The following is a 6,446-nucleotide window of genomic DNA, read 5'->3' on the forward strand; positions in this document are numbered from 1 at the left end:
CTGGACCGGGGGCTGCCTGCCCCCGGACCCCCGGGGATATTTCTGGCCAGATGAAGCGCGGAATTTACATCCGGAAGACGCCGAAGCGTGTATCTTCAATCGGGGCGTTCAGCGCCGCGCTGAGCGAAAGTGCCAGCACGTCGCGGGATTTGCGCGGGTCGATGATGCCGTCATCCCAAAGGCGCGCCGAGGCATAGAGCGGGTGGCTCTGCTCCTCGAACATCTCGATGGTGGGGCGCTTGAAGTCGGCTTCTTCCTCGGCGCTCCAGCTGCCGCCCTGGCGTTCGATGGCATCGCGTTTCACAGTCGCCAGCACGCCCGCCGCCTGCTCGCCGCCCATCACCGAGATGCGGGAGTTCGGCCAGGTCCACAGGAACCGCGGCTGGTAGGCGCGGCCCGACATGCCGTAATTGCCGGCCCCGAAGGACCCGCCGACCAGCATGGTGATCTTGGGGACGTTGGTGGTGGCAACAGCGGTCACCATCTTGGCGCCGTGGCGGGCGATGCCCTCGTTTTCGTATTTGCGGCCGACCATGAAGCCGGTGATGTTCTGCAGGAACACCAGCGGGATCTTGCGCTGGCTGCACAGCTCGACGAAATGCGCGCCCTTCTGTGCGGCTTCGGAGAACAGCACACCGTTGTTGGCGACAATGCCGATCGGGCAGCCCTTGAGGTGGGCAAAGCCAGTGACAAGCGTTTCGCCGAAGCGCGGCTTGAATTCGTCAAAGCGGGAGCCGTCGACCAGCCGCGCGATTACCTCGCGAATGTCGTAGGGCGTGCGCAGGTCGCCGGGCACCACGCCCAGGATTTCCTCGGGGTCGTAGGCAGGCTCTTCCGGGCTGGCCCAATTCACCGTCAGCGGCTTGGTGATGTTCAGCGACTGCACCGAGCGCCGCGCGAGCGCCAGCGCGTGGGCATCATCCTCGGCCAGGTAATCGGCCACGCCGGACAGGCGCGTGTGCACATCGCCGCCGCCCAGGTCTTCGGCGCTGACAACCTCGCCCGTCGCGGCCTTCACCAACGGCGGGCCCGCCAGGAAGATGGTGCCCTGCTCCTTCACGATGATGGTCACATCCGACATCGCTGGCACATAGGCACCGCCTGCGGTGCAGGAGCCCATGACGACGGCAATCTGCGGGATGCCCTTGGCCGACATCCGGGCCTGGTTGTAGAAGATGCGCCCGAAGTGGTCGCGGTCGGGGAATACCTCGTCCTGATTGGGCAGGTTGGCGCCCCCCGAGTCGACAAGGTAGATGCAGGGAAGACGGTTCTCCTCCGCGATCTCCTGCGCGCGCAGGTGCTTCTTCACCGTCATCGGGTAATAGGTGCCGCCCTTCACGGTGGCGTCGTTGCAGACCACCATGACCTCTTGGCCGTGCACCCGGCCGATGCCTGCGATCACACCTGCCGCAGGTGCCGCACCGTCATACATGGCGTGCGCCGCTGTGGCGCCGATTTCCAGAAACGGGGAGCCGGGATCGAGGAGGTTCGCCACCCGGCGGCGCGGCAGCATCTTGCCGCGGCTCTCGTGGCGGGCGCGGGATTTCTCGCCGCCGCCCATGCGCGCGGCCTCGGCCGCTTCGCTGATCTGCGCGAGGGCGTCCAGATGCGCCTCGCGGTTCTGCTTGAAGCCTTCCGAAGAGGGCATCGCCTTGGATGTGAGTTTCATGTCCACTCTCCCGTTATAGGGTTGAGATCTATATTTCCGGTTGGCGCAGCGTACGCCGGGTGTGCAACACCGTAGGTCATTGGCTTGCATCCCCGGCCACAACTTCACTGCGCAGCAAAATTCTCAGCTTAAGCCATTCTGAAAGTGCTTCGGAATAGCGGCACGCTGTTTCGGGTGGCAGATTGGGGTCAAAGACCTTGGTGCAATCCGGCGCGTCGGCCAAAGCAGGCAAAGACAAACCTTCGTGCCAATTGTCATCAAGAACACTCTCATCAAAACCGGGCATTTGACTGACGATGCTTGCCCCATCCGCCTCCATCCAAGCCGCGGCAAGGTCAGCACAATGCTGCAAAGCCTTCATTTCGCGGCTCAAGTTGCACATGCGGACTGCCTGCGAGACGCATTGAGTGTCCATCGGCACCGCAAAGGCAACATCCGGGACAAACACCGTGCACGCGGATAGAAAACCAGGTGTATCAAAATGGGAGTGCTCATCACCTGTCGCTGCAGGTGGTGACACCATGCCCAAAGCAAAGACACTGGCTGCAATTGCGAAAGGAGCTGGCTGTTTCATCAGTTCACCTCCCCCGCAGCCCGCGCCTTCAGCTCCTTGCGGATCACCTTGCCGGTCACGGTCATCGGCAGCGCGTCCAGGAACGCCACCTCGCGCGGATAGGAATAATGCGCGAGGCGGTCCTTGACGTAGTCCTGCAGCTCCTTCTCGGAGGCCGCGGCACCGGGTTTCAGCACCACATAAGCTTTGACGATCTCGGTGCGCAGGTTGTCGGGCTTGCCGACCACACCCACCGTCGCGACGCTTGGGTGAGTCAGCAGGCAATCCTCGATCTCCGCCGGGCCAATTCGGTAGCCGCCGGAGGTGATCACATCATCCTCGCGGCCGACAAAGCGCAGGTAATCGCCGTCCCAGATGCCGCGGTCGCCAGTGACCAGCCACTCGCCGCGGAACTTGGCGGCGGTCTCTTCGGGCCGGTTCCAGTATTCCAGCAGCATTGAGGCAGAACCGCGGCGGATCGCGACGTCGCCTTCGCCTTCGGTAGGGTTGCCCGCTTCGTCGATCACTGCCAGTTCATGCCCCGGCACAGCCTTGCCGATGCAGCCCGGCCGCGGATCGAAATCTGCCGCGCAGGAGGAGGCAACCATGTTGCATTCGGTCTGGCCGTAGAATTCGTTGATGGTCATGCCCAGCCGGCGCCGGCCCCAGGCGAGCATCTCTGCGCCCAGGGGCTCTCCGCCGCTGGCAACAGAGCGCAGGCCGTTGAGCCCCTGCCCTGCTGCCTTCAGCATCCGCAGCGCCGTTGGGGGGAAGAAGATATTGCGCACGCCTGCCTTGGCGATCAGACCGGCGCAGGCTTCAGGCGAGAACTTGTCCAGTCGCGCGGCAACCACCGGCACGCCCAGCGCCAGGCCCGGCATCAGCACGTCGAACAGCCCGCCGATCCAGGCCCAGTCGGCCGGCGTCCAGAGGACATCGCCGGGCTGGCCAAGGTGGTCGTGGCTGATCGCAACGCCCGGCAGATGGCCGGTCAGCACGCGGTGGCCGTGCAACGCGCCCTTGGGGCTGCCGGTGGTACCGGAGGTGTAGATCAGAACGGCAGGCGTATCCGGCGCGGTATCGGCGAAGGGGACCGGTGCCCCCTCCAGCCCGGCGCTGTCCGTCATCACCGCTTCGGCCAGATCGCCTAGCAGGCCGGCGCCCTCGGCGTCGGTGAAGACGAAGCGCACACCCGCGTCGCCGGCGCGTGACGCCAGCGCGTCGCGCTTGAACAGCTTGAACAAGGGCACCGAGATGCCGCCTGCCTTCCAGATCGCCAGATGCGCCGCGGCGCACCAGGGCGACTGGCTGAGCAGCACCCCGACCCGGTCGCCCGGCTGGATACGCTGCAGCAGGTAGCGGGCCAGCCCGTCGGTCATCTCCGCAAGCCCGCCGTAAGAAATGTCCCGCCGCGCCGGACCGGTCATATCAATCAGGGCGGTCTTTTCAGCCGGATGCGACAGGCATTGCGCGGCCATGTTCAGCCGCTCCGGCAGGTCCCAGCTGCCATCAGCGCGAAGCCCGGGAATGTTACAGGTGTCATGCATATTTAGACATTCCCGAAACGCATGGCGGACATGCAATTTTTCACCGGCTTTTCAAGGGGAAAGCGATCCGCCCCTTGATCCAGATCAGAGTTTTCGGCCGCGCCATGGGGCACCACTGCGGGGTAAACACAAGAAAAGGGACGCACCCGATGAAACGCATCGTTTCCGCTTTGGCACTGACTTCTGCCCTCGCCGCCCTGGCTGGCCCCGCGCTGGCCCAGCAGCAAGGCGACTGGACCGTTGGTGTTGGTATCGCCAACGTCAACCCGAAATCCGGCAACGGCACCCTGGCCGGCGCCGCAGCGGATATCGACGATGGCACCGCGCTTTCGCTGACCGTTGAATACTTCTTCCGCGACAACTGGGGTGTCGAGCTGCTGGCGGCCTCGCCGTTCGAGCATGACGTTCGCCTGAACGGCGCGTTTGCAGCGTCCGCCAAGCAGCTGCCGCCGACCCTGTCGGTCAACTACCACTTCCCGACCGCCGGCAAGGTCAAGCCGTTCCTGGGTCTGGGCCTGAACTACACCACCTTCTTTGAGGAAGAGACCGCGCTTGGCACGCTCGACCTCGATGACAGCTTTGGTGTGGCGGTCAACGCCGGTGCCGACTACCAGATCTCCGACAATGGCGCGCTGCGGTTCAACGTGCGCTGGATGGACATCGACACCGACGCAACCCTGAACGGCGCCGCAATCGGCACCGCAGAGATTGATCCGGTTGTCGTGAACCTCGCTTACGTGCACCGCTTCTGATCCTTAGTGACTTTGTTCCGGTCTGGCGGCTGGCCTCGTGCCGCCAGGCTTGTTTCAAACCCCGCGCCTCCCTGGGATGCGCGGGGTTTTCGTTTGTTACATGGTACCCATCAGCTCGCGGCCGATCAGCATCCGGCGGATCTCGCTGGTGCCTGCGCCGATTTCCATCAGCTTGGCATCGCGGAAGATGCGGCCGACCGGGTTGTCGGACAAATAGCCCGCGCCGCCAAAGGCCTGCACCGCCTGGTGCGCCTGGGTCATCGCCACCTCGGACGCATAAAGGCAGCAGGCCGCCGCGTCCTGGCGGGTCACGGTGCCGTTGTCGCAGGATTTCGCGACTTCGTAGACATAGGCCCGCGCCGAGTTCATCGCCGTGTACATGTCGGCAATCTTGGCCTGCATCAGCTGGAAGTTCCCGATCGGCTGGCCGAATTGCTTGCGCTCCGCCATGTAGGGCATCATCTCATCCATGCAGGACGCCATGATACCCAGGCCGATGCCCGCCAGCACCACGCGCTCATAATCCAGGCCGGACATCAGCACGCGCACGCCCTTGCCCTCTTCGCCCAGCACGTTCTCAAACGGGACTTCCACGTCTTCAAACACCAGCTCGGCAGTGTTGGAGCCGCGCATCCCCAGCTTGTCGAAATGCTTGGAGGTGGAGAAACCCTTCATCTCCTTTTCGATCAGGAAGGCGGTGATGCCCTTGGAGCCCGCCTCCGGATCGGTCTTGGCGTAGACCACCAGCGTATCGGCATCCGGGCCGTTGGTGATCCAGTACTTGTTGCCGTTCAGGCGGAAGTGGTCGTTGCGCTTTTCCGCGCGCAAGCTCATCGAGACCACGTCCGAACCCGCGCCCGCCTCTGACATCGCCAGCGCGCCGACGTGCTCACCAGAGATCAGCCGCGGCAGGTATTTCTGCTTCTGCTCCGCATTGCCGTTCAGTTTGATCTGATTAACGCAGAGGTTGGAGTGCGCGCCGTAGGACAGCGAAACGGAGGCCGAGGCCCGTGCGATTTCCTCAACCGCGACGGTGTGGGCGAGGTAAGACATGCCCGCGCCGCCGAATTCTTCCGGCACGGTGATGCCGAGCAGGCCCAGCTCACCCATCTCCTGCCACAGACCGGCAGGGAATTCGTTGTTCTGGTCGATCTCCTGCGCCATCGGCTTGACGCGGTCCTGCGCCCAGCGGTGAACCACATCGCGCAGGGCGTTAACATCCTCACCAAGATCGAAACTCATGCTTGCGTTGAACATCCCGCAGATCCTCCAGGGCACAGCCGATTATATGAACAGTTGTTCAATTCAATAGACCAGGGCACGATTCGGGTCAATCGTGTTCCTGTGCGGACACCGCAAACGGCAACGGGCGGCCCGCAAGGGACCGCCCGCACAATTTCGCTTTGGACCGGATCAGCGCACCACGTAGACCACCGTGCGGTCATCCGCCTCAACCAGCACAGGCAAGCCGTTCAGGTAGACATAGCGGTATTCGGAGTCCGGAACCGCGGTCAGCTCCACTTCCTCCGGGATCATGACGCCAGTCACCACTTCACCCTGCACGTACACCGGTTCGGTGGCATTGCTGCGCACATAGGTGACGACTTTCTCGTCCGGCACAGCGGCTTCCCCTGCGAGGCTGCCTGCCACGGCCCCCGCGACGACGCCGGCCGGACCGGCAATCAGGCCGCCGGTGATCGCGCCGCCGAGTGCGCCCATTGCTGCATCGGTTTCACCGGTTTCAGTGGTGGTATAGGTCACGGTGTTGAACTTGACAGGGCTTTCCTTGGCAACCACCGGAACGAATTTTTCGGTGACGGCCCCAGTCAGGTATTCACCATAGGCCCAGCCGTCCGCACCATCGTATGCGACCTTGCACCAGTTGCTTTCCTCAAGGCAGCCCTCAAGATCAACCGAGCCGTCGG

At 63.7% G+C, this 6,446-nt stretch carries 6 protein-coding genes; 1 reads left to right on the forward strand and 5 read right to left on the reverse strand.

Annotated features, from left to right (window positions below):
• Window positions 1-64: 64 nt before the first annotated feature.
• The 3 genes from ACTRWG_RS14100 to ACTRWG_RS14110 all read right to left on the reverse strand — a co-directional run bounded on the left by ACTRWG_RS14100 (window position 65) and on the right by ACTRWG_RS14110 (window position 3,769).
• Complete coding sequence (locus ACTRWG_RS14100) at window positions 65-1,669, reverse strand: carboxyl transferase domain-containing protein (protein WP_462829475.1); 1,605 nt, start codon at window positions 1,667-1,669, stop codon at window positions 65-67.
• Window positions 1,670-1,745: 76 nt separating this feature from the next.
• Window positions 1,746-2,243 carry a hypothetical protein gene (locus ACTRWG_RS14105; protein ID WP_154667796.1) on the reverse strand — a complete coding sequence of 166 codons (498 nt, stop codon included), beginning with the start codon at window positions 2,241-2,243 and terminating at the stop codon, window positions 1,746-1,748.
• Complete coding sequence (locus ACTRWG_RS14110; protein WP_027237083.1) at window positions 2,243-3,769, reverse strand: AMP-binding protein; 1,527 nt, start codon at window positions 3,767-3,769, stop codon at window positions 2,243-2,245. The genes ACTRWG_RS14105 and ACTRWG_RS14110 overlap by 1 nt, the downstream gene beginning before the upstream one ends.
• Window positions 3,770-3,918: 149 nt before the next feature.
• Between ACTRWG_RS14110 and ACTRWG_RS14115 the strand changes: the two genes are divergently transcribed.
• Window positions 3,919-4,521: an OmpW/AlkL family protein gene (locus tag ACTRWG_RS14115; protein ID WP_027237082.1), complete on the forward strand. Its 603-nt coding sequence runs from the start codon at window positions 3,919-3,921 to the stop codon at window positions 4,519-4,521.
• A 96-nt stretch (window positions 4,522-4,617) separates the two neighbouring features.
• Here ACTRWG_RS14115 and ACTRWG_RS14120 read toward each other — a convergent pair whose 3' ends face one another.
• Both ACTRWG_RS14120 and ACTRWG_RS14125 read right to left on the reverse strand, forming a co-directional pair.
• Entirely contained in the window at window positions 4,618-5,778 is a 1,161-nt protein-coding gene (locus ACTRWG_RS14120) for an isovaleryl-CoA dehydrogenase (RefSeq protein WP_027237081.1), read from the reverse strand.
• Between the two features lie 156 nt (window positions 5,779-5,934).
• Window positions 5,935-6,446, reverse strand: a 512-nt coding sequence (locus tag ACTRWG_RS14125) for a DUF1236 domain-containing protein (protein WP_462829477.1), incomplete at its 5' end; no start/stop codon positions are given.

The sequence above is a fragment of the Leisingera sp. G5_S3_59_S7 genome, assembly GCF_054968485.1.

Coding starts and splice junctions, on each gene's coding strand:
- ACTRWG_RS14100 (WP_462829475.1), bottom strand. CDS start 1,669: ATGAAACTCACATCCAAGGCGATGCCCTCTTCGGAAGGCTTCAAGCAG.
- ACTRWG_RS14105 (WP_154667796.1), bottom strand. CDS start 2,243: ATGAAACAGCCAGCTCCTTTCGCAATTGCAGCCAGTGTCTTTGCTTTG.
- ACTRWG_RS14110 (WP_027237083.1), bottom strand. CDS start 3,769: ATGCATGACACCTGTAACATTCCCGGGCTTCGCGCTGATGGCAGCTGG.
- ACTRWG_RS14115 (WP_027237082.1), top strand. CDS start 3,919: ATGAAACGCATCGTTTCCGCTTTGGCACTGACTTCTGCCCTCGCCGCC.
- ACTRWG_RS14120 (WP_027237081.1), bottom strand. CDS start 5,778: ATGTTCAACGCAAGCATGAGTTTCGATCTTGGTGAGGATGTTAACGCC.